The sequence below is a fragment of the Pseudomonas syringae group sp. 243L2 genome, assembly GCF_032587875.1.
GTDB lineage: Bacteria > Pseudomonadota > Gammaproteobacteria > Pseudomonadales > Pseudomonadaceae > Aquipseudomonas > Aquipseudomonas amygdali.
Genome location: NZ_JAWHPL010000021.1, coordinates 173,676 through 198,975, shown reverse-complemented (window position 1 = coordinate 198,975; position 25,300 = coordinate 173,676). Strand labels below are relative to the sequence as shown.

Genomic DNA, 25,300 nt, shown 5'->3' with positions numbered 1-25,300 from the left:
TCACCGATGTTGCAAAAGACCGTGTCGCCAGCAAGTCAGGCATAACAATAACAAGGCTGCAGCCTGTGCTGCTACGCCCCGCCCGAACCGCTGCAAGCCGTTGGGTGTCTGCGTACCTTGATGGAGAGAACGCACGTGAGTTCCGATATCAGATCATCAACGCTGCACAGTGAAGATAGCTCACCACGCTATCGCCAGGTCTCCATCGGTCATCCGCCCATCGAGGTGCGGGAAGAGCAGGGCATTTTGCATATGCGCGCTCTGGAACCACTGGCGCAATTGCCCGATCGCTTGCTCGACCGATTGGTGTACTGGGCCAGCATCCGTCCGCAGCAAACCTTTATTGCCGCCCGCGACAGCCGTGGTGGCTGGCGCAAGGTCAGTTACGCCGACATGCTCACAGACGTGCGCGCCATCGCGCAGAGCCTTCTGGCGTATGGCCTCTCCGCCGAGCGGCCGTTGGCGCTGCTCTCGGGTAACGACATCGAGCATTTGCAGCTTGCACTGGGTGCCATGTACGCGGGGATTCCCTATTGCCCGGTATCGCCAGCGTATTCAGTCATGTCCCAGGATTTCGCCAAGCTGCGGCATGTTTGCGAAGTGTTGCAGCCAGGACTGGTGTTTGTCAGCGAAGCCGCGCCGTTTCAGCGCGCCATTGATGCGGTCATTCCAGCGGATACGCCGATCATCACTGTACGCGGCCAACTCGCTGGCAGGCGTCCACTGAGCTTCGCCAGCCTGTTCGATCAGCCTGGCGGCCGTGAAGCCGAGGCGGCTTTTCTGGCCAGTGGTCCGGACAGTATCGCCAAGTTCCTGTTCACCTCGGGCTCGACCAAACTGCCCAAGGCCGTAGTGACCACGCAGCGCATGCTGTGTGCCAATCAGCAGATGCTGCTGCAGACATTTCCGGTGTTCGGCGAAGAGCCGCCCGTGCTGGTCGACTGGCTACCGTGGAATCACACCTTCGGCGGCAGCCATAACCTCGGTATCGTGTTGTACAACGGTGGCACGTTCTATCTGGACAACGGCAAACCGACCGTCCAGGGTTTTGCCGAAACCCTGCGCAACCTTAAGGAAATCTCGCCGACGGCCTACCTGACCGTGCCCAAGGGCTGGGAAGAGCTGGTCAACGCGCTGGAGCAGGACGCCGAACTGCGTGAGCGATTCTTCTCGCGCATGAAACTGTTCTTCTTCGCCGCAGCCGGCCTGTCGCAAAGTATCTGGGATCGTCTTGACCGTGTCGCCGAGCAGCATTGTGGCGAACGGATTCGCATGATGGCCGGGTTGGGCATGACCGAGGCTGCGCCTTCCTGCACGTTCACCACCGGACCGCTGTCGATGGCCGGCTATATCGGCTTGCCTGCGCCAGGATGCGAAGTGTGTCTGGTGCCGGTGGACGGTAAGCTGGAAGGCCGTTTTCGCGGGCCGCACATAATGCCAGGCTACTGGCGCTCGCCGCAGCAGACTGCCGACGTGTTCGACGAAAACGGTTTTTATTGCTCCGGCGATGCAATCAAGCTCGCCGATCCCGCGGCACCCGAGCTGGGCCTGATGTTCGACGGGCGTCTGGCCGAGGACTTCAAACTGTCGTCCGGCGTGTTTGTCAGCGTCGGACCAATGCGCAACCGCGCAGTGCTGGAAGGCTCGCCGTACGTGCAGGATGTGGTCATCACCGCGCCTGATCGCGAATGCCTGGGTGCGCTGGTGTTTCCTAGATTGCACGAATGTCGCCAATTGGCCGGGCTGGATGCACAGGCTTCTGATACACAGGTGTTGGCCAGTGCGCCGGTACGTGCGTGGTTTGGCGAATGGCTGACCCGCCTGAATCAAGGTGCGAATGGCAATGCCAGCCGTCTGGAGTGGATCGTGCTGCTTGACGAACCCGCGTCTATTGATCGTGGCGAAATCACCGACAAGGGTTCGATCAACCAGCGTGCGGTGCTGCAGTGGCGGGCAGAAATAGTCGAAGCGCTTTATCGTGATCAGTCCCCGGACAAAATCAGTGCCGAGCCGACGGCATGAGCAGCGGCGGGCAATATATGGCGTTCAGCGACGTGGCCATTGTCGACGCAGTGCGCACGCCGTGGGTCGATCTGGGCGGCGCTCTGGGGCATATTTCACCCATCGATCTGGGTATAAAGGTCGGTCGTGAGGTTTTGGCCCGTGCAGCCACTCAGCCAGGTCAGGTCGACAGCGTACTGACCGGCTCGATGGCGCAAGCCAGTTTCGACGCGTACCTGCTGCCCCGGCATGTCGGCCTGTACAGCGGCGTCGCGCAAAGCGTTCCGGCGCTGGGCGTGCAGCGCATCTGCGCCACAGGTCTCGAACTGCTGCGTCAGGCCGCTCAGCACGTGAGCGAAGGCGGGCAGATGGCGCTGTGCGTTGCTGCCGAATCGATGTCGCGCAACCCGATTGCGGCCTATACCCATCGCGACGGCTTCCCGCTGGGCGGTGCCGTGCAGTTCAAGGACTTTCTCTGGGAAGCGCTGTACGACCCGGCACCGGCAATGGACATGATTGCTACGGCGGACAATCTTGCAAAACGTTACGGCTTGAGCCGTGAGGCCGTCGACGGTTATGCATTGCTCAGCCATCAGCGCGCACTGCAATCGCAGCTTGGCGGCCAATGGGCTGGCGAAATTGTGCCGGTCAGCAGCGAGCGCTTTGAGCTGGAGGGGTACCAGCCGCGCAGCATCGAGTTACCGCGAGGAGTTGAAACGGTCACGCAGGACAGCCATCCGAGAGCGACCACCCTGGCGGCCTTGTCCCGTTTGCGTGCTATTCATGCTGATGGTGTGCAGACTGCAGGCAACAGCTGTGCGGTGGTCGATGGCGCGGCAGCGGCATTGGTGGGCCGCGCTTCGCAGTCACAAAGACCGGTGCTGGCGCACCTGCTGGCCAGTGCTGTGATTGGCGTCGCGCCAGAGTTCATGGGCATTGGCCCGACGCCTGCCGTTCAGCTGTTATTGCAGCGCAGCGGGCTGGCGTTGAGCGACATTGGCCGGCTGGAAATAAACGAAGCGCAGGCGGCCCAGATGCTGGCGGTGACACAAACGCTGGAACTGGAAAGCGAACGACTCAACTGTCTGGGCGGCTCACTGGGCCTGGGCCACCCGTTGGCAGCCACCGGGCTGCGTCTGGTCATGACCCTGGCCCGGCAATTGCGCGAAAAAAACCTGCGCTACGGGATTGCTGCCGCCTGCGTAGGGGGCGGGCAGGGCATGGCGCTGCTGATCGAGAATCCGGCATTCATCGCCTACTGAGCCTGCCCCTCTTATCCATGACGCGAACGCAAAATTCAGCCATTTATGGAGCTGCACTTGACGCAGATCATCTTTTAGCGCTTGACCGAATTGAAGTGAACAGTGACTCTCGCGTCTCTCAACACTACGGAACCCGTCTATGCGTGCCCTCGCTGAGCTTTCTTTCGATTTCGTCTGGCATTTGATGTTCACGGATGACGATCAGCTCGACCAGGATCTGGCGGTACGCTCGCTGGAAAATCTGTCTGACTACTTTTCGGCGATGTCCGACGAAGAGAAAAGAGCGTTCATCGCTGTGGCGCATGAACGCAAGGCTCGTCTTTTTGCAGTGCCCGATGCCGATGGCTACTCGCCGATGCTGCAGGCCACTGAAGACCAGGCACAGTTTCTTGATCATGTGGTGTCCGGAAAATTCTTCCAGCAGTTTGAAGAGCCCGCGGCTGTTTATGCCAGCGACCGCGTGGTACCGATTCGCAGCAACTGAGCTGCCGGCTGCGGCTAGTCGCGTGCAGTTTCCGGCAACCTGGCAATCACCTTGATTTCAATAATTCCTGCCCGGCTCAACGCCGCGCCGACAGCTGCTGCGGTGCCAGAAACGCATCGTGAAAATAGTTACGAAACGCCTGCATCGCCGGGCTCAGCTCTCGCTCGCGGTGCCAGGCCAGGCCGACGCTCATTGGCGTTACCGAGTCGGTGACAGTCAACGTTTCAATACGTTTGCCTTCCAGCGACCAGGGGCGATGTACCAGGTCGGAGAGAATCGCCACGCCGCTGCCGTTGGCGACCATGCTGCGCACTGCTTCCACGGAGCTGGTGCGCACTCTGACATTGGGTCGTTGGCCGGCCAGTTCCCAGTAACGCATTGCACTTTGCTCCGCCTCATCGACGGTCAACAGGATATAGGGCTCTTGTGCCACATCGGCAAGGCTCACGGCGGCGCGCTGGCACAGCGGGTGATGGCTGGACAGCCATAGACGTCGTTCGGAGTTGAACAGCGTCTCCGAGACGATATCCGGGTGAGTGATGTTGGCTGTCAGCACCACTGCCATATCGAAGCGCCTCTCCAACAGACCCTGTTCGATGGCTTGCCTTTCGCGCTCATGAACCTCGATGGCTACATCAGGGTGCCAATGTTCCAGACGTTGCAGGTGGTGAGGCAGAAAGTAGCCAATCACGGTATAGCTGGCGGCCAGGCGCAATACGCCGCTGGCGCGAATATCGGGTAGCGGGCTGTTCAGTGCGTCATCGACGCTGCGCAGGATCACGTAGGCGCGGTTGAGAAAATGTCGACCCGCTTCGGTCAGGCTCATGCCTTGGGCCGAGCGCTGGAACAACAGCGTGCCGAGCATGCTTTCCAGTTCCTTGATGGCCGTGGTCACCGCAGACTGGGAAATGTTCAGGTGAATGGCCGCCTGCGAGATTTGCCCGATCTCGGCCGTTGCCACGAAATAACGAACCTGGCGCAACGTCAGGGACATAAGCACTCCAATCGGCGGGTATCTGTTTTTCAGAAGATGATGTATCTGTAAATAGATCTACCCAAGGGGTGCAAGCGAATCTAACGTGTTTTGCATGAGGCCGGATAGCTTCTTTTCCTGACTGACCCTTAACCCGATAGCCCCAGGAGCAAAAGCCATGCAGGTGGATTTCAACTCGGACATGGGTGAAAGCTTCGGCGCGTGGACCATTGGTGATGGTGTCGATAACGAATTGATGGCCTTCATCAGTTCCGCCAACGTCGCTACCGGTTTTCACGCGGGTGACCCCGGCACCATGCGCCGCACCATCGAACAGGCTAAACAGCTGGGCGTTGCCATTGGCGCGCACCCAGGGTTCCGCGATCTGGTCGGCTTCGGGCGGAGGCACATCAACGCAGCGCCGCAGGAGCTGGTCGATGACATGCTCTACCAACTGGGTGCATTACGTGAGCTGGCCCGGGTTCAGGGCGTGACATTGCAGCATTTCAAACCTCATGGGGCGTTGTATATGCACCTCGCCCGGGATGAAGCCGCTGCCCGTCTGCTGGTGGAAAACCTTCAGCGCCTGGAGCCCGAATTACTGCTTTACTGCATGCCCGGTTCGGTTATCTGCAAGATCGCTCAGGAGCTCGGTCAGCCGGTGATTCGCGAGTTCTACGCTGATCGCGACTACGACCTTAGCGGTTCCATCGTCTTCACTCGTAATGTGCGCGCGCATGACCCGGCCGAGGTCGCGGCACGCGTGGTTCGGGCGTGCCAGCAAGGTCTGGTGCGCACCGTCGAGGGCGAGGACCTGAGCATCGAATTCGATTCGATCTGCCTGCACAGCGACACGCCGGGCGCTCTGGCCCTTGCCGAAGCGACCCGCAAGGCGCTGGACGCTGCCGGAATCACGGTACGTAAGCCGCGCTGAGTCAAATGGCATCGTGTGCACAGACACACGAGCCACGTTACTGATATTTGCCTGCCGTTCTACAACAAATTCAACAAGGAACAGACATGGCTGATCCGATTCGCTACAGCTTTGGCGCTGATGAACACCTGTTCGCGGAAGTCAGCGAGAGTATGTCGCTGGAGGCATTTTTCAAAGGGCTGGCGGTGACCCGTGCAGTCGAGCGTCTGGAACTGGACGGTGTACTGGACGTATGCCTGGCCAACGCGTCGTTCCAGATCCGCTTCGACCCAGACCGTATCGCACCGCATGCCTTGCTCGAAGCGGTGAGAGCTGCCGAGGTCGATGCGGTGGCCGAACGTACGCTGCAAACCCGTATCATCGAGATTCCGGTGCTCTACAACGATCCCTGGACCCATGAAACCCTGATGCGTTTTCGTGACCGCCATCAGGACCCGGGTTCGACGGACCTGGAATACGCTGCGCGCATCAATAACCTGGCGGATGTCGATGCCTTCATTGCTGCTCATAGCGGCGCGCCGTGGTTCGTCTCGATGGTCGGTTTTGTGGCCGGTCTGCCGTTCATGTTTCAGATGGTCGAACGCGAGCGCCAACTGCAAGTGCCCAAATACCTTCGGCCACGTACCGATACACCCAAGCTTACGCTAGGTCACGGTGGCTGCTTCGGCTGCATCTATTCGGTGCGCGGAGCGGGTGGCTACCAGATGTTCGGCGTTACGCCCGCTCCGATCTACGATCCGCAGCAGGGGCTGGCTTATCTGAAAGAGCACATGGTGTTTTTCCGGCCAGGCGACATCGTCCAGTTCAAACCGGTTGATCGGGACACCTATGATACGGCCGTTGCAGAGGTTGAAGCCGGACGCTTCGATTTGCGGATTCGTCCGGTCAAGTTTTCCCTGGATGCCTTTCTGGCTGATCCCGCTGGTTATCCCAAGTCGTTGCAGGAGGTGCTGGCATGATCAAGGTGCTCAAACCCGGTCTGGCGACCTCGGTGCAGGATCTTGGCCGCGAAGGCTATTACCACCTGGGCATTCCGCCCTCGGGTGCGCTGGACCAGTATGCGCTCAGCGCTGCCAATCAACTGGTCGGCAACCCACCCGGTGCCGCCGGGCTTGAATGCACATTGCTGGGGCCGGAGCTGGAGTTTCAGTGCGATACATTGGCCGCTGTCTGTGGCGCCCACATGACGGCGCGCCTCGACGGTGTGGAAATGCACCACGACACTGCCTTTGCGGTGAAGGCCGGACAGGTGCTGCGTTTCGACTTCCCCAAGGACGGCGCGCGCACCTATCTGGCGGTTGCCGGGGGGATTGATGTGCCGCTGGTGTTGGGCAGTCGGTCGACTTACACGCTGGGTGCGCTTGGCGGCTTTCAGGGCCGCCGACTGATGGCTGATGATCAGTTGCCGATAGGTATTCCTGGCGGCAAAGGCCGGGCCGGGGCGAGCCTGCCGATGGCTTTGCGACAGTCTTTGGGCGGGGAAGTGTATCTGCGTGTGGTGCCTGGCCTGTATTACGAGCGTCTGACCGAATTCGCAGCCACCAGCTTTTTCTCCGAGTCCTGGAGCGTAGGCTCGGAAGCCGACCGCATCGGTTATCGCTTCAAGGGCGGCAGGGCGTTGACGTTCCAGCCCAGGGAGCAGCCTTTCGGGGCAGGCTCCGATCCATCAAATATCGTCGACAGCTGCTACCCGATCGGCTCGATTCAGGTGCCTGCCGGGCTTGAGCCCATTGTCTTGCACCGTGACGCGGTGTCCGGCGGAGGCTACGCGATGATCGGTACGGTGATCAGTGCCGACCTCGACCTGATCGGTCAGATGCAACCCAACCAGAAAGCGCGATTCGTGGCGGTAACGCTGGAGGAGGCTCTCGAAGCGCGAAAGTCGTACAAAAAGAAGTTGGCGTGCCTGAGCAAACTGTTTCCTTCATAGAAGCGGTCAAAGAGCCTGCAGTTGCTCAAGCATTTTCGTACGGCACACATCGAGTATTTCGTCTGCCAGTAGCGAGTCGTTCGGGCAACTGCGCGATAGCAGCAGCGCGCCCAGTGCATGGGCAAACATATCGATGGTGTTTGCCCGCGCCTGTTTCCATTCGTTGTCGCCAGGAGACGTGCCTGCCGGAGCCAGGGCGGCAAGCATGCTCTCTATGCCCTCGGCAAAGGTTACCTTGACGTCGTCTGACTGACGTGCAGCATCAGCACTGAGTGCGGCTATCGTGCAGCCTGTGCCTGGGGTATCCCGGTGCTCTCTGGACAGGTAGTACTCGATGAACTGCGCAGGATCGACGTCTTTCGATTGCTCCACGGTGCGCGAGATGGCACAGGCAGCCGATTCGGCCATCAGATCGGACTTGGAGCCGAAATGCTTGTAGAACCCGCCGTGGGTAAAACCCGCTGCTGCCATCAAGTCTGCCACCCCGACACCGTCAAAGCCGTGCTCGCGAAACTGGACGGATGCCGTCTCGACAATGTGTGCCCGGTTGGCCTGGGCCTGCGCCTTGGTGACTCTCATGTGAGTTGCCTCTCTTGCCTGCTTGGTTTTTACCCGTCCGGGTTCGGCAGGGCGTGAATATAGCATTGATGCTGACCATCATCAAAATGATTGACAGTTAAGATGCTGATCGTAATCATAACCGCTCAAAGCTGACTGTTAGCTGTCCACCTTGTTTCTCGGCAACAGGATCGCACCATGGGCGATCCTCAATCGGCAGGAGCAAAACCATGAAATACAGAACGTTTGGCAAAACCGGGCTCAATGTTTCGCAACTGGCGCTGGGCACAGGAAACTTCGGCACGGGCTGGGGCTACGGCGCAGACCCGGTTGCCAGCAAGGCAATTTTCAACGCCTATGCAGAGGCGGGTGGCAACTTCATCGATACTGCAGACATATATCAGTTCGGTCAGTCCGAAGAGTTACTCGGTACGCTGCTGGAAGGCCGGCGCGATGATTTCGTGCTGGCGACCAAATTTACCAACGGTGCCTCGGCCAATCCCGGCCGACTGGCCATCGGCAACAATCGCAAGGCAATGGTCAGCTCGGTGGAAGCAAGTCTCAAGCGCTTGAAGACGGATCGCATCGACATTTATTGGGCGCACCATCCAGACGCTGTTACACCCATCGAGGAAATTGTCAGAGGGTTTGAAGATCTGGCGCGTGCAGGGAAAATCCTCTACGCAGGCCTGTCCAATTTCCCTGCATGGCGGCTTGCTCGCGCGGTTACGCTGGCCGAAATCAGCCGTGCATTACCGATTGCAGCCGCTCAGTTCGAACATAGCCTGGTGCATCGCGAGCCTGAGGCTGATCTTTTTCAGGCTTCTTACGCGCTTGGCCTTGGCGTCGTCACCTGGTCACCTCTGGGGGGTGGCATGCTGACCGGTAAATATCGCAAAGGGGAGAGCGGGCGCGCTGAGGGGTTTGGCGGCAAGGTATTCCAGCCTGAGAACTCGGCGCAGCGCACACGGATTCTCGATACTGTTCTGGAGGTTGCCGGTGAGCTTGGCGTAAGCGCGGGTCAGGTTGCCATTGCCTGGGCAGGTTCGCACGGCGCTGTTCCAATCATCGGGCCTCGTTCGCATGAGCAGATTGCCGATAATCTGGGCGCCTTGTCGCTGACACTGACTGACGAACAGATTCAACGCCTGGATGCGGTCAGCAGTCTGGATCCCTCCGCTGGGCCAAGGTCGGCGGCTGATTGGTCGGATGAGACTCGTGCAAGGGGAGTGGCCTGAGTTGTTATTGGCCTGGCTCGGATATTTGTTTATAGCCGCCAAATGAGCGGCTGGAGTCCTTCCAGGCGCAGCGTTGCCGCATGAGCACGGTGCTTGCGTGTCTTGGCAATGGCGGTGATCTTCGCCTTGGCGTTGAAAGTGTTAGCGTATTCCCCGCGTTTTTCTTTGTAATGAGAAAGACCAAAATACTCGCAGTCTTGTCTATCCATCGTCCTTGAGCCACGTAGAGTGATGAACGTCATCACCTTCCGTGCGCACAGCCCGTATTACTGAATACCGATGAGCAGCCTTGGCTGTCCCATCAGGAGAGCACCATGCATCGAAAATCAATTTGCGCAGCACTGGCCATCCTGTCCGCAGCCACACTCACCACCTCACTGGCCTACGGCGCAACCATCACCGGGCTCCCTGCAAGCGCCCCTGCCGACAGGTCGGTAGGCAAGCTTGAACAAGTGCATGCCTTTTACGATGCGATGCCTACCGGTGTGACAGTCACTGAAACCGGGCGAATCTTCGTCAACTTCCCTCGTTGGGGCGACAAGGTGCCTTTTACGGTGGGCGAGATTCGTGACGGCAAAGTGGTTGCCTACCCGGATCTGGCGGTCAACCACGAGAATCCGAAGGACCCCGGCGACGGGCTGATCAGCGTGCAGAGTGTGGTGGCTGACGGCAAAGGACGCGTCTGGCTTCTGGACACTGCCGCACCGCAGTTTGCTGCTCCGCGTCCGGGTGGTGCCAAGCTGGTTGCGGTAGACCTGGCCACCAACCGAATCGTCAAGCGGCTGGTGTTTCCGGATAACGTCATCTTGCCCAGCACTTATGTCAACGACATGCGCTTCGACTTCCGCAAAGGATCGCAGGGGACTGTCTATGTGACTGACTCTTCGGTAAGCGGACCGGGCGCAATCATTGTCATGGACATTGCCAGTGGGCATGCCGTACGTCGCCTGAGCGGCGCGAAGGCGACGTCTGCCGACCCGGATTTCGTGCCCGTGGTCGAGGGCGTACCCGTGCTGGGTGATGGCCCGGACGGATCGCGCAAACCGGTTCACGTAGCCGCAGACGGCATTGCGTTGTCGGCTGATGGCAAGACGCTGTATTTCTCGCCACTGTCCAGCCGCCACCTGTACTCCGTCGCGACCGAGCTGCTGAGCGACAGCGGTGTAAGTGAGCAGCAACTGGCTGCGGCTGTTCAGGACCTCGGTGAAAAGGGCGCTTCCGATGGTCTTGAGGCTGATGCAGACGGTGCTGTGTATGCAGGTGACTATGAGCACAATGCAATTCGCAAACGCCTGCCGAGCGGAAACTGGCAAACCGTGGCGCACGATCCTCGCATGCTGTGGCCTGATACGTTGTCTATCGGTCCGGATGGCTACCTGTATTTCATCGTCAACCAATTGCACCGTCAGGCCGGTTTCAATTCGGGCCACGACAAGCGTGCAAAACCTTATAGCCTGCTACGCGTGAAAGTCGACGCTGCGCCTGCCCCCACTCATTGATCTAATTGAATACCGGAGCATTGATAATGAATACACCTGCAAAGCCGTTGGCCTTGATCGCCGTTCTGAAAGCCGTTGCCGGCAAAGAGTCCGCATTGAAAGAAGCATTATCAGCACTGGTGGAGCCCTCCCGATCAGAGCCGGGCAATATCGAGTACACACTGTTCGAGGCGCGCGATGAGCACGGCACGTTTTACATGCGTGAATGCTTCAATGATCAGGCAGCACTGGATGCGCACGTTGCCACGCCGCATTACCAACAGTTTGCAGCTGCAAGCGGCGAGTGGCTGGCAGAGCCACCGCAGCTGATATTTCTGGATCAGGTGTCTGGCTGATTTGGATAAGGGGCTCCACACGTTCGAGCCCCTGTACGGCTACCCCAAACACGCTCTAACACATGATGGGAACCCCCTCTCAAGAGACAGGTATCATCATCCGTCATTTATCAAGGCAGACAATACCCCGGACATCACTATTATCAGCTGAATGCCTAGTAGTACTGCCAGCCACTTCGGGCCTCTGCGAATAAACCAGTAGGCTGCATTGAGCACTGTCGAGATCAGGTTGGCGAACCACAGCATGGTAATCGCCAGCACTTTCTTAACCTGAAACCAGTCACTTTGCAGGCTCAGAAAAAAGAGGGCGACACCGATGCCGATCACGACAACTGCGATGGACGCAAAACCGATGTACCTGCTTCGATAGAACGAGCTGAAAGGCATGCCCGTCTGGTTTTCCATTACGGGGTAAAGGTCTGCTGGCGTGTCATCGAAGTGTGGATGAGTTGCTTTTAATGGCGTAGCAGGGCCACCGATGACGTCAGGCTTGCCAGGGTCGGTTTCAACAACCATTAAGACATTGGGGCGGTCGTGGTCGGTGGGGGCTTCCGGGATCGTTTTATCCATTGTTTTCGCTTCCTCTGCAAGGTGCAAAGGTTATAACGAATGTTGTGACCAGCACGAGCGCTTGTGCACGCCGTCAACCAACCCTCAGGTAGCAGATACACCCGGTATCTGCCACCCGCCCAGGTTTTAAAAAATATTAATCGGATAGCTGACAATGATCCGGTGCTCATCGGCATCACGCTGACTGGCGAACTCGGTACGAAGTTGTGCATGACGCAGTGCAACGCTGAGGTTTTTCGCCGGGCCGGACTGCACCACGTAACTCAGGGTAACGTTGCGTTCCCATTCCTTCTTGTCGCCGTCGGACGCCTGGATGTTCGAACCGCTTTCATACATGGCCAGGAAGTTCAGCCCGGGAACGCCAAGCCTGGCGAAGTCATAGCCGTAACGGACCTGCCAGGTGCGTTCTCCAGCGCGCTGGAACTTGCCGATCATGGATTCGGTCATGAAGTAGGCGGTGGATCCATCGCCCTGATTCAACCATACCGCGTCGCTGTCGCCGGTCACTGCCTGATAACCGGCAGCAAAGGTATGACCGTTGATGAGGTAGGTGAACTGGGCGCTGGACAGGCGGCTGTCGACTTCACCCTTGGTAACGCCGTTGCCGTAATAACCTACCGTGTAGAACGCCGGATCGTGACCGTTTGCACCGTCCGAGCGGTTGTCGAAGTGGCGCAGGTCGGTGCGCAGGGTGCCCGGGCCGAGTTGCATGTCGTATTTCAGTCCGAGAAAGTTCTGTTTGTAGAAGTTTTCCAGATTGCCGTAGTAATACTGCAAGGTCAGGTCTTTGGTCGGTTTGTAATCGACGCCTGCGTAGTAGAACTTGTTGACGAATTCGCCGGTCAGCGGGTTGTTGGCACCCGGAATCGACATGCCCATCTGGTTGGTCGAACCGCGGCCCATGACATGTTCCAGCTGGCCTGCGGTGAAAGTGAAGTCCTTCAAGTCGCCAGACTGAATCTGGCCGCCGCGAAAAGTTTGTTGCAGCATGCGATCAGTGGACATGACCACCGGCAGCATCGGCACCAGCGTGCCGTATTTCAACTCGGTTTTTGAAACGCGTGCCTTGAGCGTTGCGCCCAGGCTGCTGAACTCATCGACCGCGCGGCCGTCGCTGTCTGTGGGGAAGATATTGCCGTTGAACGCCGTGCTTTGCGGGTTGTAATGGCGGCCCTTGCCCGAGTCCAGGCGGATGCCCAACTGGCCCAGCGCATCGACACCAAAGCCGACGGTGCCGGGCGTGTAGCCGGACTGGTAGTTGAGCATGAAGCCCTGGCCCCACTCCTGCGTGTAGTTCGGGTCGGCAGCACCGCTGCGGTTGTCTGCGTTGCTGAAGAAGTTGCGCGCCAGAATGCTGGCCTTGCTGTCTTCCAGAAAACCTTCGCCAAAGCTCTGCTGCGCGATCAGCAGGCCACAAAAGCCCGCAACGAAAGGGGTGGCGCGATTGATACGCTCCATCGGGTTCATCCTCATGCTGTCATTAAGTGTTGTGAGAGGCAGGGTCGGGCGGCAGTCAGGTTTCTTGTTGTTTTAAGAGGCGTGTTTTGCAGCTGAATCCGTTTCAGGTGTCGTTGTGCGAGGCGCTTGATACAGCGCGACGCGAGGTAAACGGGAAAGAACCACCAGTGCAAGTACGCCCAGTGCGGCGCAGATCAACAGCCCCGTACCGACTGCATGGGCGAGGGCAGTGCGAGCCAGCTGCAACGTGGTGTCGATATCTGTGAGCGTGTGCTGCAGCAGGACCTGAGGGTCGGTCAGACGCGCTATTGCCTGCATCTGGCCTGCCGAGACCAGCGCATGTTGCAGATTGGCGACGTACAGCAACTTGACCAGCACACCCATTGCCGCGGTGCCCAGCAAGCCGCCAACCAGTCGCAACGATTGAGTGAGTGCTGTGGCAATACCGAGAAATTGCCGCTCGGCAAGCGTCTGGGTGAATACAGTGAGGTTGAGCAGAATGAACCCCAGACCCAGCCCCGCCAGCAGAATCAGTCCCAGCAAGGTCGTGAACCCGGCGTGCAGTCCGACCAGTGCCAAGGCAATGCAGGCAATCGACAGGGCAATGAATCCGCCAATCGGTAACCAGTTGGGGTTTGCCAGACGCGTGACGATGCGACTGTTGACGATTGCGCCCAAAGTGATACTCAGGGCCAGCGGTGTGAGCAGCAGCCCGGCGTCCTGCGGCGAGTAGCCGTAGCTGCCCTGCAACAGCAGAGGCAGGTAAAACAGCAGGGTGAACATGATCGCACCGGCCAGCAGCGACATGATGAACAGCAGGCGGATGCTGCGATTGGCAAACAGCCCGGCGGGCAGCAAGGCGAACGCGCAACGGCGCTCTCTGAACCAAAGGCCGGTCAAGGCAATAACAGCGATAGCGCCGCACAGCAGGCTGATCGCCAGAGAGCGCTGACCGAGCCATTCAACGAACAATTGCAGGCTGCCCAGGCTCAGGACAATCAACACTGCGCCGATCCAGTCGAGCCTGATCGCACCGGCTGTTGGCGGGCGATACCAGGGTAAAAAACGCCAGGCAAAAAACAACGCAATCACGCCCAGCGGCAGGTTCAGCCAGAACACCGAACGCCAGCCGAACTCGCCGGACAGGTAACCGCCCAACCCTGGGCCGATGGCATTGACCACGCTGAACATCGCACTCAGCAGAACCTGCCAGCGCAGCCGCTGACGGGTGTCGGGAAACAGCTCCGGCACACAGGCAAATGCCGTACCGATCAGCATCCCGCCACCGACGCCTTGCAGGGCCCGGCCAATGACCAGCACCAGCATGCTGTCGGCCAGCGCGCAGACCAGCGAAGCAACGGTGAAAATGACCGTAGCGGCCAGCACGAACGGTTTACGCCCGTAGAAATCGCCCAGTCGGCCAAAGATCGGAATGGTCACAATGGACGCCAGCAGGTAGCCGGTGGCGACCCAGGCATACAGCTCGAAACCATCGAGTTCCGCGACGATGCTTGGCAATGCGTTGCCGATCAATGTCTGGTCGAGTGCGGACAGCATCAGCACCAGGGAAATGCCGAGCATGGCCAGCAGGGCCTGTTTGAAGGTCAGGGCCGGGTGGCTCGGCGTGGTCATGGCCAGGCGCTCAGCGCAACGCAGCGACAGCAGTCGCAATGCGTGTGCAACCGGTTTCAAGGGTTTCGAGGGCCGTCGCCGTAGACATCCGGAAGAACGGTGCCAGGCCATAAGCGGTGCCTGCTACAACCGCAACACCCTGACTTTCCAGCAGGTACAGAACCACATCGGTGTCGGCTTCCAGTACCGAGCCTGACGGGGTGGTTTTGCCGATCAGCGCTGCGCAATTGACGTAGAGATAAAACGCGCCTTGTGGCTGGATGCAACTCAGGCCGTCAATTGCGTTGATCAACTCCAGGCAGCGGTCGCGGCGCTGTTTGTAGACCTTGACGCTCTCGCCGACAAACGACTGGTCGCCATTGAGGGCCGCCACTGCGGCGGCCTGGCTCACCGAGCAGGCGTTGCTGGTGGATTGCGATTGCAGGGTAGCCATCGCGTTGATGATATCGCTGGGGCCTGCGGCATAGCCGATGCGCCAACCGGTCATGGCGTAGGTTTTTGATACACCATTGATGATCAGCACACGCTCGCGCAAGGCGGGTTCAACAGTCAGCAGATGGCTGAGCGGGGTGTCGTCATAGCGAATGTGTTCGTAAATATCATCGGTCATGACCAGCACGTTCGGGTAGTCGAGCAGCACGTCGGCCAGTGCCCGCCATTCAGTTGCGCTGTAGGTCGCGCCGGTCGGGTTGCTCGGCGAATTGAGCAGCAGCCAGCGGGTACGCGGCGTGATTGCGTGGCGTAGTTGCTCGGCGGTGAGCTTGAACTGATTGTCCTCGGGGCACGCTAGGGTCACCGGTCGACCATCGCAGGCCAGCACCATGTCCGGGTACGACACCCAGTACGGCGCGGGGATCAGCACTTCGTCGTCAATGCCCAGGGTCGCTGCGAAGGCATTGAAGATCGCAGCCTTGGCACCGCTGGTGACTACGATCTGGCCGGGGGCATAGGTCAGGCCGTTTTCGCGCTGGAGTTTGGCGGCAATCGCGTCGCGCAGCGCTGCAGTACCCGCATTGAGCGTGTAGCGGGTTTCACCGTTCTCGATGGCGGCAGAGGCGGCCTGACGAATGTGGGCAGGCGTATCGAAGTCGGGTTCGCCAACCACCAGATTGATGATCGACTTGCCTGCGCGCCGCAGTTCATTGGCCCGATCGGCAGCAGCGCTGCTGGGCGATGGTTTGATGCGGAGCACGCGGGCAGCGATGCGAGATGCGGTCACGTTGGCATTCCTCGTTGATGGCCTTGACGGGGAATACGTTACGAGCCTGCAGACGGCAGGCCATAAGACGAGTTTGTTCTGGGTTGATAGGCAGCGCTTATGACCGCAGATGAACCAATGCTGCACCAAAAGCGGGCGAGCAATGCCTGCGGGGGCATCCATGCGTTGCAATCACGCTCGGCAGTTGCTGACATAGCAATTGCTTATGTCTGGTTTTTTCAGAGCTGGCCTGTGTCTTGCTGAGGCATCGGGGTCGTGACTCTGGAGTACAACACCTTGAACCTTCGCCGCTTGAAATACTTTGTGAAAATTGTCGACATCGGCAGCCTGACCCAAGCCGCCGATGTACTGCACATCGCACAACCTGCGTTAAGCCAGCAATTGGTGACGCTGGAAGCCGAGTTGCAGCAGCAGTTGCTGATCCGCACCAAGCGCGGCGTTACCCCGACCGAGGCGGGCAAGGTTTTGTACGGCCATGCTCAGGTCATACTGCGTCAGTGTGAGCAGGCGCAAAGTGATGTCAACGCCAGCGGCCTGGCGTTGTCGGGGCCGGTGTCGGTAGGGCTGGCCCCGGGCACTGCTGCGTCAACCTTGTCGCTGCCGTTGCTGAAACGGGTGCGCGAGCGTCATCCGGGTATCCTGCTGTACCTCAACGAGAACTTTGGCACCACGCTGAGCGAACTGATCATGAACGGGCGCATGGACATGGCCGTTCTTTATGGCGGACGTGAGGTGCATGGCCTCAGTTTTGTGCCGTTGATTCGCGAGCAACTGTATCTGGTCAGCGCCCAGGACACGCTTCAGGGCTGCGAGGAAATAGCCCTCGCCGAGCTGGCCGATATCGACCTGCTGTTGCCGCGCACCTACAACACCATCCGCCGTCTGGTGGACGAGGCGTTTGTGCGCATCGAGCGCAGTGCCCGGGTGGTGGCAGAAGTCGAGTCATCGACGACTCTGGCCGCCGCAGTAGCGGATCGATTCGGCTCGACCATTCTTCCCGAGTCTGCTGCGCGGGTGCTGGCCGATACGCATGCGGTCAATCTGAGCCGGATCGTCGAACCCGAGATCGAAGCGCCGCTGGCCCTGTGCCTGTCAGGCCACTTGCCGCTTTCGGTTCCGGCCCAGGCGGTCAAGGCCATCCTACTGGAACTGGTCGCAGAGATGCGCGGCAATCGCCGTACAGAGTAACCCCGGCGTCATAAGGGGCGCTTATCACCCCACAGTCAAACCGTCTTGGCGGTCAAAAATCGCTCTCGTTACATTGCCCTCAGCCACATTTCTTTTGCCAGGCAAGGGCTCTTGCATGAAACCGGAACGTATCAAAGCACTTATCGACCTGATGGCCGAATCGGACCTGAGTGAACTCAGCCTGTCTGAAGGCGATACGCAGTTGCGTTTGCTGCGTGAGTCGGTCGAGGCCGCCAGCGGCGTCAGTCCATCTGCATCAACGTCGCTGAAAGCGCCTGCAACCGACGCTGCTGCTTCCTCTCAGGCAAGTGCAACTGCCAATGCGCAAGAGGCTCAGGCCTGCGCCTCGCTGTATGGGGTCTTGCATTTGACCCCGGCGCCCGACCAGCCGCCCTTTGTTGAAGTCGGCACGTCAGTCGACGTGGGGCAGACCCTGGCAGTGGTTGAAGCCATGAAGATGTTTCATCCGGTGACGGCTGAAAAGGCAGGGGTCGTGACCGCCATTCTGGTTGCCAACGGCGAAGAGGTTCAGGCCGGACAAGCGCTGTTCAGCATCGGTTGAAGGTCTTGGGTGGCCGTGCGGCTGCCTTCCGGGTTCACAGATCAGGGGTTTTTGATGTTCGATAAAGTGTTGATCGCCAACCGCGGCGAAATTGCCCTGCGCATCCAGCGCGCCTGCAAAGGCCTGGGCCTGAGCACGGTTGCGGTCTATTCCGAAGCGGATCGCGATGCCAGCTATGTACGCCAGGCCGATGAGTCACTGTGCATAGGCCCGGCCGCGCCGGGGCAGAGTTATCTGAATCAGGCTGCCGTGCTTTACGCTGCGCAGTTGACCGGTGCTCAGGCGATCCATCCCGGTTACGGGTTTCTGTCTGAAAACGCCGCGTTCGCCGAGCGCATCGAACAGGCTGGCCTGACCTTCATCGGCCCCAGTGCCGCCTGCATCCGGGTGATGGGCGACAAGGTCTCGGCCAAGCGAGCAATGCGTGAGGCCGGTGTGCCGTGCGTGCCAGGTCCGGACACCAGCATGCCTGCCGATCCGCAAGGCATCCTGAAAATTGCCCGTGACATCGGTTACCCGGTCATCGTCAAGGCCGCTGGCGGTGGCGGCGGGCGGGGCATGCGCGTGGTTCAGGAAGAGCAGCAATTGCTTGATGCAATTGCGCTGACCAGCGAAGAAGCCCGCCGGGCCTTCGGCAATCCCGAGTTGTATATCGAGAAGTTTCTGGGCCAGCCGCGCCATGTCGAGATTCAGGTGCTGTGCGATGCCTATGGCAATGCCGTCTGGCTTGGCTCGCGGGATTGCTCGATGCAGCGCCGCCACCAGAAGGTGCTTGAAGAGGCTCCTGCACCGGGCATCGACCCGGAATTGATGGCCAGGGTGGGCGAACGTTGCGCACTGGCCTGCCGGCAGATCGGTTACCAGGGCGTAGGCACGTTCGAATTCCTGTTTGAAAACGATGAGTTCTATTTCATCGAAATGAATACTCGCCTGCAGGTCGAGCACCCGGTCACGGAAATGACTTCCGGCATCGACATCGTTCAGCAGCAGATTCGCATGGCGATGGGTGAGCGCCTGAGTTTCAGCCAGGCCGACGTCAGCGTGTCGGGCCATTCTGTGGAATGCCGGATCAACGCCGAGGACCCGCGCAGCTTCATGCCTACGCCGGGGCAAGTCACCCGCTGGGAGATTCCTGGTGGTTTTGGCGTACGGGTCGACTCGCATGTGAGCCACGGTTATCGCGTTCCGCCTTATTACGATTCGATGGTGGCGAAGGTCATCACCCACGGTGCCAGTCGCGATGAGGCTTTGGCACGTATGCGCCTGGCACTGAGCGAAATGCACGTTGAGGGAATCTCTACCAACATCGCGCTGCATCGCGACATTTTGCAGGACCCGGTGTTCTGCAAGGGTGGCATGGACATTCACCACCTGGAGCGCTGGTTACAGACAAGGAGCCATCCATGACCCTCCAGCAGTTGTCGCCACGAATCACTTTGCTGGGAACCACCGCCTTGCTGTTCGAAGCACCTGGCGAGCTTGAGCTGGCAGCGCAGCAACGCATATGGGCGCTGGCCAGCCTGAGCAAGGACTGGCCGCAGGTGCGCGAATCGGTGCCGGGCATGAACAACCTGATGCTGACCTTCGCAGCGCCGCCACGCGACCTGACCGGCTTGAAAACCCGCTTGCTGGAGGCCTGGGAGCAATGCCAGCCGCTGCCGTTGCAAGGCCGGATCATCGAGTTGCCGGTGGTGTATGGCGGTGACGGCGGACCGCACATGGCCGATGTCATCGCCCATACCGGACTGGATATCGAGACCATCGCCAATCTGCACTGCGAACCGCTTTACCCGGTGTACGCCTTGGGCAGCCACCCCGGTTATTGCTATCTGGGCGGCATGGATCAGCGTCTGGCGACGCCTCGGCGCAAAGTGCCGGTACTCGATATCGGTGCCGGCTCGGTTTCCATCGGCGGCGTGCAGACGGGTATCTCTGCTTCAGCCGGCCCCAGTGGCTGGAACACGATAGGGCGCACGGAAATGGTGTTTTTCGACGCTGATCAGAACCCTCCGGCGCTGATGCAGCCCGGCGATCAACTGCGCTTGCGTATCGAGAGGATCATTCGATGATCGAAGTTATCAGCGCCACCGCACTGGCGACGGTCCAGGATCTGGGTCGGCATGGCAGCCTGGGCTACGGCGTCGGCACCTCCGGCGCAATGGACACGCTGTCGTTGCAGCTCGGCAATTTGTTGCTGGGCAACGACGAAGACGCGGCAGGCATCGAGATTCCACTGTTCCCGTTCGAAGTGCGTTTTGTCGAGGACTGCACTTTTGCTATCACCGGTGCTGCCTGTTCTGCACGGCTGGATGGCGAGCGACTGCCGGGTAACTGGGTCGCTCAGGCGCGCAAGAATCAGGTGTTGAAGCTGAGTTACCCAACGACGGGCAGTCGCGCCTATTTATGCCTTGCGGGCGGTGTGGATGTGCCGCAGGTTCTGGGCTCGCGCAGCACGCAATTGCGCGGTGCATTTGGTGGCTGGCAGGGCCGCGCCTTGCAGCAGGGCGATCTGATTCCCGCCGGTGCGGCTAATCAACCGCGCGCTGGTGATTTTGGTCTGCAATCTGCTGCGGCGGCCTTGCCGTTGATTATCGATGAGCTACCGGCCATACGCGTACTGCCTGCCGCCGAGTTCGACTGCTTCAGCGTTGAAGCCCAACAAACATTCTTTGCCGGCGAATGGAAAATCACCACGCAAAGCAATCGCTATGGTTATCGCATGGAAGGTACGCCCCTATTGCCAAGGGAGGCGCTGGAAATTCGCTCTCACGGCATTGTGCCCGGGGTGATTCAGGTGCCCCACGGCGGCCAGCCGATTGTGCAAATGCGCGATGCCCAGCCCAGCGGCGGCTATCCAAAGTTTGCCACGGTTATCGAAGCCGACCTATGGCGTCTCGGTCAGGCCCCCATCGGCAGCAAGGTGCGCTTCGTGCAATGCAGCTACGAGGAGGCCGTCGAGGCACTGGACACCAATCACGCCTTCATCGAAGACGCCCGGCGCTTGCTTGCGCTGCGCGGCCTGCAAGGACATCGCTGATGAACATCAATGAAATTCGCCAACTGGCAGGCTGGATTCGTGATGCCGGGCTCACGGTTCTTGAACTGAAACGACCAGGGTTCGAGTTGTTGATCCGACGCGGAGTACGTGCGGATAACCCTGCATCGCGACCTGACGTGGACGTCGCAGTCGAACAGTCGCCAGCCACTGCGCTTGTAATAGCTGCGGATAACCCCGGCGTTTTTGTATCGAGACACCCCGACGAAAAAAACAGCTACGTAAAACCCGGCGACACCGTTGCAGTCGGGCAGTTGCTGGGCCTGTTGCGCATCGGCCTGCTTTATCTGCCGGTGCGCAGCCAGCAGGCAGGGCGTGTGACGCGTTTTCTGGCTGCCGAGCATGAACGGGTCGGTTACGGCCAGCCGCTGATTGAACTGGAGGAGTGACACGATGCGCATCGATCTGAACGCTGATCTGGGTGAGGGCTTCGGCCCCTGGACCATGGGTGAGGATGAGGCACTGATGCAACTGATCTCCTCGGCCAACGTGGCCTGTGGTTTTCATGCCGGTGATCCATTGATAATGAACAACACCGTGCACCGCGCCAAAGCGCTGGGCATCGATCTCGGCGCACATGTCGGTTTTCCTGATCTGCAGGGGTTCGGGCGGCGCAGAATGAACATCGAACTCAACGAGTTGTGCAGCATGGTGGTGTATCAGCTGGGCGCTCTGGCAGGCATTGCAGCCGCTGCCGGTTACCGCGTGACGCACATGAGCTTCCACGGCGCGCTGGGTAATATGGCCGCGGCCGATGCCGAACTGGCCAGGCCGCTGGTCAAGGCGGTCGCCAGTTTCGATGCGCAGATGATCATCAGTTCATCCAGCAGCGCGGCCATCGAACAGGCCGCCGAAGCGTGCGGCCTGAGAGTCGCGACCACGTTTCTGGCCGACCGTGCCTACGACGAAAACTGCCTGCTGGTGCCGCGTGGCATTGCCGGGGCGGTGGTCAAGGACCCGCAGCAGGTTCGCGCCAGGGTTGCGCAACTGTTGCAGGACGGTACGGTTACGACCCTGAGCGGCAAGCGCGTGGCGGTCAATGCCCAATCGATCCTGTTGCATGGCGACACGCCGGGCGCCGTGGAGCTGGCGCGCAGCATTCGCCAGAGCATCGAAGAGCAGGGCGGTGTCATCACCCCGGTTTCACAGCTGCTCGGGTCATAAGCGCAGCTTATTGCCACACAACCATTGTGTCTTGGTCGCTGCCCATGACGCTCGTTAAAGTCCAGTACAAGGCGATCAGCATTAACAGCCAAGCGGCTGATCGACGCTTATTCAAGGAAACCCCGACATGCCTTTTTCCGATTACAAAACTGCGCTGGTGACCGGCGCTTCTTCCGGCATTGGCGAAGCCGTCGTCGAACGGCTGTGTGCCGAAGGTCTGCAGGTTCATGCGCTGGCGCGCAGTGCAGACAAGCTGGCGGCACTGGCGCAGCGCACCGGCTGCATCGCACATGCTATCGACGTGACTGATCTGGCCGGTCTGACGGCACTGTTCCAGGCCCATCAGTTCGATGTTGTGGTCAACAATGCCGGAGTCGACCGGCCCGGTTCGCTGCTCAAGGCCGACGCAGAAGGGATTGATCTGCTGGTCGATGTGAACCTGCGCGCGGTATTGCAGATCGCCAGGCTTTCGTTGCCGGGTATGGTCGAGCGTGACAGCGGGCACATCATCAACATCAGCTCGATTGCCGCCGCCTACAACTTCGGCGGCAACTCGACGTACCACGCCACCAAGGCTGCCGTGAGCATGCTTTCTCGCCAGCTACGTATCGATGCGTTCGGCAAGCGCGTGCGGGTGACGGAAATCTGCCCCGGGCGTGTGGCCACGGACATTTTTGCCCATGTGCATGGCGATTCCGAGGAAGTGCGCAAACGCTTCATCGAGGGCTATGAGCTGCCTGTGGCCAAGGACATTGCCGATGCAATCGCCTACGTGATCGCTGCGCCCATCGCGGTCAACATTGGCCATATGGAAATCACCCCGACGCTACAGGTACCCGGCGGGCTGTCGACCGCGCGCCCGCAGGACTATGAAGGCTGAGGCTGCGCCTCGCTGCAAGCGCTGTACCCATCACGAGAGCGGCACCAGCCGCCATGCGACACCCGCGCCAGTACCCCTGGCGCCTTGCTTCTGCCCTGGCTGAATGTCAATGGGAACAACCATGACGAGTAAATTCGATCTTTCGGCGATCCTGCAGGGCGAGTATGCCGAGCTGATCGTCAAGGGCATAGAGACAACCCTGCAACTGGCGTTCGTTGCCTGGTGCATGGCAATGGCCGTGGCCCTGCTGCTGGTGTCGATTCGCCTGACCGGCAACAAATACGCCGAGCGTCTGGTGGCGGGCTATGTGTCCTACCACCGCAACGTGCCGACACTGGTGCAACTGATGCTCTGGTATTTCGGTATTCCGACGTTGCTCACCGAAAGCACGCAGCTCTGGCTGGCCAACTACAGCACCGAGTACCTGTTTTCGGTGATCGCGCTGGGCCTTTGCCAGGCGGCTTACTTCAGTGAAGACATTCGCAGCGGGTTACGCGCGATTCCAGCCGGGCAAGTCGAAGCATCGCGCGCATTGGGCCTGGGTTATGTGCGTTCGATGCGTTACGTGATCCTGCCGCAAGGCGTTCGCAACTGCCTGCCGTCATTGATCAATCACACGGTGCTGCTGTTCAAGAACACCAGCCTGGTCATGGCCATCGGCGTCGTCGAGCTGACCTATGCCACTCGCGAGGTCGAGAACTACACCTTTCGCACCTTCGAGGCGTACCTGGTCGCAACTGTGGTCTACCTGGCCATTTCACTGATGCTGATGGGCCTGGGTGCGTTGCTGGCCCGGCATTTCAGCAAAGCCATGGCGAGGTAGGCGGCGATGTTCGATGTGTTCACGATTGTTCGCGATAACTGGACCTTGCTGCTGGTCGGCCAATACCCTCACGGCCCGATGGGCGGGCTGGTTTCAACGCTGATTCTGGCTGCGCTGGCGCTTTTGCTGGCGTTCCCGCTAGGGCTGCTACTGTCGCTGGCACGGGTCTCGCCGTGGCGCTGGCTGCGTTACCCGGCCACGGTCTGGGTCTATGTGATGCGCGGCATTCCGCTGCTGATGGTGATTTTCTGGACTTACTTTCTGGTCCCGCTGCTGATCGGTCATAACATCACCGGCTTCACCACCATGCTCTGCACGCTGGTGGTCTATCAGAGCGCCTACCTGTGCGAAATCATCCGCGGTGCCATTCAGGCGCTGCCGGCGGGTCAGTACGAAGCATCACGCGCGCTGGGCATGGGCTACATGCGCACCACGGTCTGGGTGATTCTGCCGCAAGCGCTGTACAACGCATTGCCAAGCCTGATCAGCCAGTTCATTTCGATCATCAAGGAAACGTCGCTGGGCTACGTGATCAACGTCCAGGAAGTGACCTTCGCCGCCAATCAGATCAACAACCAGCTGCTGACCAAGCCGTTTCAGGTGTTCTTCATTCTGGCGATCACCTACTACGTGCTGTGCTACGGCCTGACCCGGCTGGCCGCAGTGGTGGAACGGCGGATTGCCCGCAAACGGGAGGGCAGCGTGTCGCCTGCACCTGTTCCCCGGCCTTTGACTACCGATAATTGAGGGTTGCCCAATGCATCCGATGATCATGTTTTCCAGGATCAATAAGTGGTATGGCGAGTACCAGGCCCTGACCGATATCACCGCTGAAGTGCAGCGCGGCGAAGTGGTGGTGCTGTGCGGGCCCTCGGGCTCGGGCAAGTCGACACTGATCCGCACCGTCAACCGTCTTGAAGATGTTCAGCAGGGCCAGATTCTGTTTGACGGCCACGACGTGAACGGCACCGACGCCAACGTCAATCGCTTGCGCAGTCGGGTGGGTTTTGTATTCCAGAGCTTCAATCTGTTCCCGCATCTGTCGGTGCTAGACAACATCATCCTGACCCCGACCAAAGTGCGCGGCCTGAAAAACAGTGAGGCGCGCGCCAGGGCCATGGAACTGCTGGATCGGGTGGGGCTGGCACACAAGGCCGGTGCTTACCCGGCGCAGTTGTCCGGCGGCCAGCAGCAGCGCGTGGCGATTGCCCGGGCGCTGGCCATGGAACCGCCCGTGATGCTCTTTGACGAGCCCACCAGCGCACTCGACCCGGAAATGGTCGGCGAGGTGCTCAGCGTCATGAAAGGCCTGGCCAAAGAGGGCATGACCATGATGTGCGTCACCCACGAGATGAATTTTGCCCGTGAAGTGGCCGACACCATCTGGTTCATGGATGCGGGGCAGATCCTTGAAAAATCCAGTCCTGAGGCTTTCTTTCAGCAGCCGGACCACCCGCGTGCCCAACGCTTCATTTCCGACCTGCGCAGCCATTGAGCACAGGCCCCTGTTTCAGCAATCCCTCCATTTATTTCCA

Annotated in this window: 27 protein-coding genes; 20 read left to right on the top strand and 7 right to left on the bottom strand. The window is 59.7% G+C overall.

Annotation, left to right across the window (positions count from 1 at the left end):
• Nucleotides 1-135: 135 nt before the first annotated feature.
• The 3 genes from RYB66_RS13965 (at nt 136) to RYB66_RS13955 (ending at nt 3,747) form a co-directional block, all read left to right on the top strand.
• The gene (locus RYB66_RS13965) at nt 136-2,022 is read left to right on the top strand and encodes a feruloyl-CoA synthase (protein ID WP_005777105.1); all 1,887 of its coding nucleotides are present in this window, start codon (nt 136-138) and stop codon (nt 2,020-2,022) included.
• Complete coding sequence (locus RYB66_RS13960; RefSeq protein WP_316894645.1) at nt 2,019-3,263, top strand: thiolase family protein; 1,245 nt, start codon at nt 2,019-2,021, stop codon at nt 3,261-3,263. The genes RYB66_RS13965 and RYB66_RS13960 overlap by 4 nt, the downstream gene beginning before the upstream one ends.
• Before the next feature lie 139 nt (nt 3,264-3,402).
• Complete coding sequence (locus RYB66_RS13955) at nt 3,403-3,747, top strand: hypothetical protein (protein WP_005756108.1); 345 nt, start codon at nt 3,403-3,405, stop codon at nt 3,745-3,747.
• A 76-nt stretch (nt 3,748-3,823) separates the two neighbouring features.
• Here the strand turns inward: RYB66_RS13955 and RYB66_RS13950 are convergent, their stop codons facing one another.
• Nucleotides 3,824-4,741 carry a LysR family transcriptional regulator gene (locus RYB66_RS13950; RefSeq protein WP_316894643.1) on the bottom strand — a complete coding sequence of 306 codons (918 nt, stop codon included), beginning with the start codon at nt 4,739-4,741 and terminating at the stop codon, nt 3,824-3,826.
• 157 nt (nt 4,742-4,898) lie between these two features.
• Here RYB66_RS13950 and RYB66_RS13945 point away from each other — a divergent pair, with 157 nt between their 5' ends.
• From RYB66_RS13945 to RYB66_RS13935, 3 genes are all read left to right on the top strand, one after another.
• Nucleotides 4,899-5,654 carry a 5-oxoprolinase subunit PxpA gene (locus tag RYB66_RS13945; protein ID WP_057402540.1) on the top strand — a complete coding sequence of 252 codons (756 nt, stop codon included), beginning with the start codon at nt 4,899-4,901 and terminating at the stop codon, nt 5,652-5,654.
• An 86-nt stretch (nt 5,655-5,740) separates the two neighbouring features.
• Nucleotides 5,741-6,613, top strand: coding sequence for a 5-oxoprolinase subunit B family protein (locus RYB66_RS13940; protein WP_004665338.1), 873 nt, complete (start codon nt 5,741-5,743; stop codon nt 6,611-6,613).
• On the top strand, nt 6,610-7,584 hold the full coding sequence (locus RYB66_RS13935) for a biotin-dependent carboxyltransferase family protein (RefSeq protein WP_002553463.1): 975 nt from the start codon (nt 6,610-6,612) through the stop codon (nt 7,582-7,584). Before RYB66_RS13940 ends, RYB66_RS13935 begins: the two co-directional genes overlap by 4 nt.
• A gap of 6 nt (nt 7,585-7,590) precedes the next feature.
• Here the strand turns inward: RYB66_RS13935 and RYB66_RS13930 are convergent, their stop codons facing one another.
• Complete coding sequence (locus RYB66_RS13930; RefSeq protein WP_316886006.1) at nt 7,591-8,163, bottom strand: TetR/AcrR family transcriptional regulator; 573 nt, start codon at nt 8,161-8,163, stop codon at nt 7,591-7,593.
• Between the two features lie 209 nt (nt 8,164-8,372).
• On the opposite strand from RYB66_RS13930, the gene RYB66_RS13925 reads away from it, so the two are divergent.
• Nucleotides 8,373-9,380, top strand: coding sequence for an aldo/keto reductase (locus tag RYB66_RS13925; protein WP_054079142.1), 1,008 nt, complete (start codon nt 8,373-8,375; stop codon nt 9,378-9,380).
• A gap of 29 nt (nt 9,381-9,409) precedes the next feature.
• Here RYB66_RS13925 and RYB66_RS13920 read toward each other — a convergent pair whose 3' ends face one another.
• Nucleotides 9,410-9,622: a hypothetical protein gene (locus RYB66_RS13920; protein WP_316886009.1), complete on the bottom strand. Its 213-nt coding sequence runs from the start codon at nt 9,620-9,622 to the stop codon at nt 9,410-9,412.
• A 72-nt stretch (nt 9,623-9,694) separates the two neighbouring features.
• On the opposite strand from RYB66_RS13920, the gene RYB66_RS13915 reads away from it, so the two are divergent.
• On the top strand, nt 9,695-10,879 hold the full coding sequence (locus RYB66_RS13915) for an L-dopachrome tautomerase-related protein (RefSeq protein ID WP_316886011.1): 1,185 nt from the start codon (nt 9,695-9,697) through the stop codon (nt 10,877-10,879).
• Between the two features lie 26 nt (nt 10,880-10,905).
• The gene (locus tag RYB66_RS13910; RefSeq protein ID WP_316886019.1) at nt 10,906-11,214 is read left to right on the top strand and encodes a putative quinol monooxygenase; all 309 of its coding nucleotides are present in this window, start codon (nt 10,906-10,908) and stop codon (nt 11,212-11,214) included.
• 96 nt (nt 11,215-11,310) lie between these two features.
• Here RYB66_RS13910 and RYB66_RS13905 read toward each other — a convergent pair whose 3' ends face one another.
• From RYB66_RS13905 to RYB66_RS13890, 4 genes are all read right to left on the bottom strand, one after another.
• Nucleotides 11,311-11,784 (bottom strand): hypothetical protein, encoded by a 474-nt coding sequence (locus RYB66_RS13905; RefSeq protein ID WP_016981675.1) that lies wholly within the window; start codon nt 11,782-11,784, stop codon nt 11,311-11,313.
• 126 nt (nt 11,785-11,910) lie between these two features.
• Nucleotides 11,911-13,242, bottom strand: a complete 1,332-nt coding sequence (locus RYB66_RS13900) for an OprD family porin (protein WP_316894641.1) — start codon at nt 13,240-13,242, stop codon at nt 11,911-11,913.
• Nucleotides 13,243-13,314: 72 nt separating this feature from the next.
• Nucleotides 13,315-14,913: an MFS transporter gene (locus RYB66_RS13895; protein ID WP_316894989.1), complete on the bottom strand. Its 1,599-nt coding sequence runs from the start codon at nt 14,911-14,913 to the stop codon at nt 13,315-13,317.
• Nucleotides 14,885-16,093, bottom strand: a complete 1,209-nt coding sequence (locus RYB66_RS13890) for an aspartate transaminase (RefSeq protein ID WP_316894639.1) — start codon at nt 16,091-16,093, stop codon at nt 14,885-14,887. Before RYB66_RS13890 ends, RYB66_RS13895 begins: the two co-directional genes overlap by 29 nt.
• A gap of 276 nt (nt 16,094-16,369) precedes the next feature.
• Here RYB66_RS13890 and nac point away from each other — a divergent pair, with 276 nt between their 5' ends.
• From nac to RYB66_RS13835, 11 genes are all read left to right on the top strand, one after another.
• On the top strand, nt 16,370-17,281 hold the full coding sequence (gene nac / locus RYB66_RS13885; RefSeq protein ID WP_010207353.1) for a nitrogen assimilation transcriptional regulator NAC: 912 nt from the start codon (nt 16,370-16,372) through the stop codon (nt 17,279-17,281).
• Between the two features lie 115 nt (nt 17,282-17,396).
• Entirely contained in the window at nt 17,397-17,843 is a 447-nt protein-coding gene (locus tag RYB66_RS13880; protein ID WP_002553473.1) for an acetyl-CoA carboxylase biotin carboxyl carrier protein, read from the top strand.
• Nucleotides 17,844-17,897: 54 nt separating this feature from the next.
• Nucleotides 17,898-19,250, top strand: coding sequence for an acetyl-CoA carboxylase biotin carboxylase subunit (gene accC / locus RYB66_RS13875; protein ID WP_316894637.1), 1,353 nt, complete (start codon nt 17,898-17,900; stop codon nt 19,248-19,250).
• Nucleotides 19,247-19,912 carry a 5-oxoprolinase subunit PxpB gene (pxpB, locus tag RYB66_RS13870; protein WP_044320743.1) on the top strand — a complete coding sequence of 222 codons (666 nt, stop codon included), beginning with the start codon at nt 19,247-19,249 and terminating at the stop codon, nt 19,910-19,912. The genes accC and pxpB overlap by 4 nt, the downstream gene beginning before the upstream one ends.
• A complete protein-coding gene (locus RYB66_RS13865; protein ID WP_002553476.1) occupies nt 19,909-20,880 on the top strand; it encodes a biotin-dependent carboxyltransferase family protein in 972 nt (323 codons plus the stop codon). The genes pxpB and RYB66_RS13865 overlap by 4 nt, the downstream gene beginning before the upstream one ends.
• Nucleotides 20,880-21,287, top strand: coding sequence for a biotin/lipoyl-containing protein (locus tag RYB66_RS13860; protein WP_316892017.1), 408 nt, complete (start codon nt 20,880-20,882; stop codon nt 21,285-21,287). Before RYB66_RS13865 ends, RYB66_RS13860 begins: the two co-directional genes overlap by 1 nt.
• Before the next feature lie 4 nt (nt 21,288-21,291).
• On the top strand, nt 21,292-22,062 hold the full coding sequence (locus tag RYB66_RS13855; RefSeq protein WP_316892018.1) for a 5-oxoprolinase subunit PxpA: 771 nt from the start codon (nt 21,292-21,294) through the stop codon (nt 22,060-22,062).
• Between the two features lie 127 nt (nt 22,063-22,189).
• Nucleotides 22,190-22,942, top strand: coding sequence for an SDR family oxidoreductase (locus RYB66_RS13850; protein ID WP_005731845.1), 753 nt, complete (start codon nt 22,190-22,192; stop codon nt 22,940-22,942).
• Nucleotides 22,943-23,063: 121 nt separating this feature from the next.
• Entirely contained in the window at nt 23,064-23,765 is a 702-nt protein-coding gene (locus RYB66_RS13845) for an amino acid ABC transporter permease (protein ID WP_002553479.1), read from the top strand.
• Between the two features lie 6 nt (nt 23,766-23,771).
• On the top strand, nt 23,772-24,512 hold the full coding sequence (locus RYB66_RS13840) for an amino acid ABC transporter permease (RefSeq protein WP_044320739.1): 741 nt from the start codon (nt 23,772-23,774) through the stop codon (nt 24,510-24,512).
• 19 nt (nt 24,513-24,531) lie between these two features.
• Nucleotides 24,532-25,260: an amino acid ABC transporter ATP-binding protein gene (locus RYB66_RS13835; protein ID WP_005731847.1), complete on the top strand. Its 729-nt coding sequence runs from the start codon at nt 24,532-24,534 to the stop codon at nt 25,258-25,260.
• Nucleotides 25,261-25,300 lie beyond the last annotated feature (40 nt).

What these genes read in the sequence shown, in the direction of transcription:
- RYB66_RS13945 (WP_057402540.1), top strand. Translation starts at nt 4,899, where the DNA reads ATGCAGGTGGATTTCAACTCGGACATGGGTGAAAGCTTCGGCGCGTGG.
- RYB66_RS13960 (WP_316894645.1), top strand. Translation starts at nt 2,019, where the DNA reads ATGAGCAGCGGCGGGCAATATATGGCGTTCAGCGACGTGGCCATTGTC.
- RYB66_RS13900 (WP_316894641.1), bottom strand. Translation starts at nt 13,242, where the DNA reads ATGGAGCGTATCAATCGCGCCACCCCTTTCGTTGCGGGCTTTTGTGGC.
- RYB66_RS13935 (WP_002553463.1), top strand. Translation starts at nt 6,610, where the DNA reads ATGATCAAGGTGCTCAAACCCGGTCTGGCGACCTCGGTGCAGGATCTT.
- RYB66_RS13855 (WP_316892018.1), top strand. Translation starts at nt 21,292, where the DNA reads ATGCGCATCGATCTGAACGCTGATCTGGGTGAGGGCTTCGGCCCCTGG.
- accC (WP_316894637.1), top strand. Translation starts at nt 17,898, where the DNA reads ATGTTCGATAAAGTGTTGATCGCCAACCGCGGCGAAATTGCCCTGCGC.
- RYB66_RS13950 (WP_316894643.1), bottom strand. Translation starts at nt 4,741, where the DNA reads ATGTCCCTGACGTTGCGCCAGGTTCGTTATTTCGTGGCAACGGCCGAG.
- RYB66_RS13955 (WP_005756108.1), top strand. Translation starts at nt 3,403, where the DNA reads ATGCGTGCCCTCGCTGAGCTTTCTTTCGATTTCGTCTGGCATTTGATG.
- RYB66_RS13920 (WP_316886009.1), bottom strand. Translation starts at nt 9,622, where the DNA reads ATGACGTTCATCACTCTACGTGGCTCAAGGACGATGGATAGACAAGAC.
- RYB66_RS13915 (WP_316886011.1), top strand. Translation starts at nt 9,695, where the DNA reads ATGCATCGAAAATCAATTTGCGCAGCACTGGCCATCCTGTCCGCAGCC.
- RYB66_RS13840 (WP_044320739.1), top strand. Translation starts at nt 23,772, where the DNA reads ATGTTCGATGTGTTCACGATTGTTCGCGATAACTGGACCTTGCTGCTG.
- RYB66_RS13940 (WP_004665338.1), top strand. Translation starts at nt 5,741, where the DNA reads ATGGCTGATCCGATTCGCTACAGCTTTGGCGCTGATGAACACCTGTTC.
- RYB66_RS13930 (WP_316886006.1), bottom strand. Translation starts at nt 8,163, where the DNA reads ATGAGAGTCACCAAGGCGCAGGCCCAGGCCAACCGGGCACACATTGTC.
- RYB66_RS13910 (WP_316886019.1), top strand. Translation starts at nt 10,906, where the DNA reads ATGAATACACCTGCAAAGCCGTTGGCCTTGATCGCCGTTCTGAAAGCC.
- RYB66_RS13860 (WP_316892017.1), top strand. Translation starts at nt 20,880, where the DNA reads ATGAACATCAATGAAATTCGCCAACTGGCAGGCTGGATTCGTGATGCC.
- RYB66_RS13925 (WP_054079142.1), top strand. Translation starts at nt 8,373, where the DNA reads ATGAAATACAGAACGTTTGGCAAAACCGGGCTCAATGTTTCGCAACTG.
- RYB66_RS13835 (WP_005731847.1), top strand. Translation starts at nt 24,532, where the DNA reads ATGATCATGTTTTCCAGGATCAATAAGTGGTATGGCGAGTACCAGGCC.
- pxpB (WP_044320743.1), top strand. Translation starts at nt 19,247, where the DNA reads ATGACCCTCCAGCAGTTGTCGCCACGAATCACTTTGCTGGGAACCACC.
- RYB66_RS13865 (WP_002553476.1), top strand. Translation starts at nt 19,909, where the DNA reads ATGATCGAAGTTATCAGCGCCACCGCACTGGCGACGGTCCAGGATCTG.
- RYB66_RS13845 (WP_002553479.1), top strand. Translation starts at nt 23,064, where the DNA reads ATGACGAGTAAATTCGATCTTTCGGCGATCCTGCAGGGCGAGTATGCC.
- RYB66_RS13880 (WP_002553473.1), top strand. Translation starts at nt 17,397, where the DNA reads ATGAAACCGGAACGTATCAAAGCACTTATCGACCTGATGGCCGAATCG.
- RYB66_RS13850 (WP_005731845.1), top strand. Translation starts at nt 22,190, where the DNA reads ATGCCTTTTTCCGATTACAAAACTGCGCTGGTGACCGGCGCTTCTTCC.
- RYB66_RS13905 (WP_016981675.1), bottom strand. Translation starts at nt 11,784, where the DNA reads ATGGATAAAACGATCCCGGAAGCCCCCACCGACCACGACCGCCCCAAT.